This is a genomic window from Pseudomonas caspiana (genome assembly GCF_002158995.1).
GTDB classification, from domain to species: domain Bacteria; phylum Pseudomonadota; class Gammaproteobacteria; order Pseudomonadales; family Pseudomonadaceae; genus Aquipseudomonas; species Aquipseudomonas caspiana.
The window spans coordinates 250,099-254,260 of record NZ_LOHF01000003.1 but is presented as its reverse complement, the minus strand read 5'-3'; the positions used below and the strand labels follow the sequence as shown (position 1 = coordinate 254,260).

Sequence of the window (4,162 nt, the reverse complement as noted above, 5' to 3'; positions counted from 1 at the left end):
CCTCGTAACCTCGGTGAGCTCCTACAGTCCAATGAGTTTCGCGAAACACCGGCCGCTCCTGCATGTTTGCCTCGTGGCGTCGCGTCTACGTTTTTGAAAAACCTACCACCAGCGAGCCACTGCGTGGCAAAAACTTCCCTTGCCGCTCGCCGCGCGCCTTGCCTTCGGCATAGCTCAATTGCCCGTTGACCCACACCCCGTCGATGCCTTCGGCGGCGCGTTTCGGGTCCTTGAAATCCGCTACATCACGCACGGTGTGCGGGTTGAACAACACCAGATCTGCCCAGTACCCCTCGCGAATCAAGCCTCGTTCGTGCAAGGCAAAGCGCGCTGCCGATAACCCGGTCATCTTGTGCACGGCGGTGTGCAGCGGGAACAGGCCCAGATCGCGACTGAAATGCCCAAGCACACGGGGGAATGCACCCCAGAGTCGTGGATGCGGAAACGGATCCTCGGGCAGCCCGTCAGAGCCGATCATCGCCAGTGGATGACTCATGATCCGCTCGACGTCCTTCTCATCCATGCCGTAATACACCGCGCCCGCCGGTTGCAGTTTGCGGGCGGTATCCAGCAGCGACAGTTGCCAGTCAGCAGCAATGTCTTTCAAGTCGCGGCCACTCTGATCCGGGTGCGGTGTTGACCAGGTAATTGTGATGCGGAACGCGTCAGTCACCTGCTTGAGATCCAGAGTCGAAGAGCTGGCTGCGTAGGGGTAACAGTCGCAGCCTACTGGATGACCCTGAGCGGCTTTTTCCAGGGCCGCGAGCAGTTGCGGGCTGCGTCCCCAGTTACCAGCGCCTGCGCATTTCATGTGGGAAATCACCACGGGCGATTTTGCGTGGCGACCGATATCGAACGCTTCGTCCATGGCCTCCAGTACCGGCTCGAATTCGCTGCGTAAGTGGGTGGTATATACCGCGCCGAACGCAGTCAATTCCTCGGCCAGTTGCTTGACCTCGGTGGTTTCTGCCGAGAACGCAGAAGCGTACGCGAGACCGGTGGACAGCCCCAGCGCACCCGCCTCAAGGCTGTCGCGCAATTGTTCGCGCATGGCGCTGATTTCGTCCGGGGTGGCGGTGCGCTGAAGATCGTCCATGTGATTGCTACGCAACGCAGTATGGCCGATCAGTGCGGCGACGTTGACCGCTGGGCGCGCCTTGTCGACGGCACTTCGATAGTCGCCAAAGCGCGGGTAAACGAACGCCGCAGCGTTGCCCAGCAGATTCATCGGATCAGGCGGATCACCGGCCAGAGCAACCGGCGAAGCGCTGATTCCGCAGTTACCGACGATCACCGTCGTCACCCCTTGGCTGATTTTGGGCAGCATCTCCGGATGACGAATCACTACCGTGTCATCGTGGGTGTGTACATCAATGAAACCCGGCGCCAGAACACGGCCCGCCGCGTTCACTTCTTCTTTCGCCTGCACGCCGTCGAGGTCGCCGACACGCTGGATGCGACCTTCGTAAATCGCCACGTCAGCGCGAAAGCCGGGAATATCGCTGCCATCGATCACCAGCGCATCGCGAATGATCTGGTCATAAAGCATGGTTCAATCTCCAAGCGGCAAGCCGTCTTCACCGCCGCGATAGTCATCGAGGGCGAGTTTGATGCGCCGCAGTCGTTCCTGATTTTCCTCAGGGGCGAGCAGGGCCAGTTCAGTCGCAAGCACGTCGATGGTCAGCAGCATGCCGTAGCGCGCTGCCGTGGGTTTGTAGATGAAATTGGTTTCGGCAATCTGCAGCGGCAGCACCACATCGGCGAGTTGACCCAGGGGTGAGTCGGGCAGCGTGATGGCGAGAATCTTCGTGCCGTAGCTGCTGGCCAGCTTGACGGCGTCCAGCAGTTCCGGAGTGCGACCGCTGAGTGAGCAGGCAATCAGGCTGTTTTCCGGGCCAAGCGTTGCGGCGATCAGGCGCATCATCACCGGGTCACGACTGGCGGCAATGGGATACCCCAGGCGCACCAGGCGTGTTTGTAACTCTTCGCTGCACAGGCTGGAACAGCCACCCATGCCAAACGCATGAATCATCCGCGCCTTGCCGAGCAGTTCGATGGCCGCGGCAAAGCGCGACTCGTCAAAGCCGGCCAGATGCTGACGCAGTGTAGATTCGATATCGCCAACGATCTGAGTGAAAAACGCCGACTGCTCGGGGGCCTGTTCCGGGTTGAGGAAACGATTTCCTACCGTACTGGCCTGAGCCAGTTGCAGGCGCAGGTCGCGCAGGTCCCGGCAACCGATGTTGCGTGCGAAACGCGACAGGGTTGCGCTACTGACTTGCGCCTGGCTGGCCAGCTCATCGAGGCTGGCACTGGCGGCAAATGCCACGTCGCTGAGAATCAGTCTGGCAATCCGGCTTTCGCCTGCGCTGAGTGAGTCCTGGCGTGCGCGGATCTGGTAAAGGATATCCACTCAAAGCACCTGGGCCAGGCCCAGCGTCAGGGCGAACGCCACAACGGAAATCAACGTCTCCAGCACCGTCCAGGTTTTGAAGGTTTGTGCCACGGTCATGTTGAAGTACTCCTTGATAAGCCAGAAACCGCCGTCGTTGACGTGGGAAAAGATCACCGAGCCTGCGCCTGTTGCCAGCACCAGCAACTCCGGATGCGGGTAGCCAAGGCCCAGCGCAACGGGGGCAACAATACCGGAAGCGGTGGTCATGGCCACCGTCGCCGAACCGGTAGCAACCCGCATCAGCGCGGCGAACAGCCAGCCCATGAGCAGCGGCGACAGGTGAAATTGCTGAGCCAGGCCAACGATTTCGTTGGTCACGCCGCTGTCGATCAGAATCCGGTTCAAGCCACCGCCAGCGCCCACCAACAAGGTGATGCTCGCAGTAGGGGCCAGGCATTCGTTGGTGAATTTCAGGATCGAGTCGCGGTTGAAGCCTTGGGCGATGCCCAGTGTCCAGAAGCTTAGCAAGGTGGCCAGCAGCAGGGCGATCACCGAGTTGCCAATGAACAGCAGGAAACTGTTGAAGCCACTGCCCGGGGTGCTGATCAGGTTAGCCCAGCCGCCCAGCAGCATGAGGACCACGGGCAGCAGAATCGTGGTCATGGTCAGGCCGAAGCTTGGCAGTTTCTGACGCGGTTCACGGTCCAGGAACTGCTTGCCCAGCGGGTTCTCGGCGGGCAGTTGAATGCGCGGCACAATGAACTTTGCGTACAGCGGACCGGCGATGATCGCGGTAGGAATGCCGATCAGAATGGCATAGAACAGGGTTTGTCCGACCGACGCCTGATAGGCCTGAACCGCCAGCATCGCTGCCGGGTGCGGCGGCACGAGCGCATGCACGACAGAGAGACCAGCGACCATCGGCAAGCCGACCATAAGGATCGAAACGCCAACCCGACGCGCCACGGTGAAGGCAATCGGCACCAGCAATACGAAGCCAACTTCGAAGAACAGCGGCAGGCCCACCAGGAAGGCAATGCAGACCATCGCCCAGTGCGCATTACGCTCACCAAAGCGGTCGATCAAGGTCCGCGCAACCTGCTCGGCGCCACCGGATTCGGCCATCATCTTGCCAAGCATGGTCCCCAGTGCGACGACCAGAGCAATGTGCCCAAGGGTTTTGCCGACCCCGGCCTCATAGGACGCGACCACGCCACTGGCGGGCATACCCGCGACCAGCGCCAGGCCGACGGAAATCAGAGTGATGACAATGAAAGGGTTAAGGCGATAACGCGCAATCAGAACGATCAACGCAATGATCGCGACGGCAGCGTAAACCAACAGCGAAAGACCAGCGGACGGCGGCATAGGGCGGTTCCTTGCAGAGAATGGAAGTCGAATGGCTCAGCACAGGCGGGAGTAACCGATCAGTGAGGAGGCGTTCCGGAAAAGCTCGGCAGAGGTATCGCTAAAGATTTGCACGCTGGAGCAAGGGGAGAGCAACGGCGATCACAGGCAGTCATTATTTTTATCTCTGTTTTCGTGATGAAATTAAATTACACGAAGTCGAAAACAGAAATCAATATATGAAAATAGTTTTCCTTTAGGGAGGCTATGTCGTTGATGAGTTTGTGGCGGATTCCATGTTTGCCCGCAAGCTGATGTGGGACCGGCTTTAGCCGGGAAGGCTGCATTCCTGACGATAGAAATGCTGCGCCTGTACCGGCCCTTTCCCGGCTAAAGCCGGTCCCACGACTGTGATTCCTG

General features: G+C 59.7%; 3 protein-coding genes. All 3 read right to left on the bottom strand.

From position 1 onward, the window contains the following. Positions 1 to 85: 85 nt before the first annotated feature. Genes AUC60_RS05960 through AUC60_RS05950 form a run of 3 tightly spaced genes read right to left on the bottom strand, consistent with a single transcriptional unit; the run spans position 86 to position 3,763 of the window. Positions 86 to 1,549, bottom strand: coding sequence for an N-acyl-D-amino-acid deacylase family protein (locus tag AUC60_RS05960; protein WP_087265165.1), 1,464 nt, complete (start codon positions 1,547 to 1,549; stop codon positions 86 to 88). Positions 1,550 to 1,552: 3 nt separating this feature from the next. Beyond that, positions 1,553 to 2,413, bottom strand: coding sequence for a MurR/RpiR family transcriptional regulator (locus AUC60_RS05955; RefSeq protein WP_087265164.1), 861 nt, complete (start codon positions 2,411 to 2,413; stop codon positions 1,553 to 1,555). After that, positions 2,414 to 3,763 (bottom strand): GntT/GntP/DsdX family permease, encoded by a 1,350-nt coding sequence (locus AUC60_RS05950; RefSeq protein WP_087265163.1) that lies wholly within the window; start codon positions 3,761 to 3,763, stop codon positions 2,414 to 2,416. Positions 3,764 to 4,162: the final 399 nt, after the last annotated feature.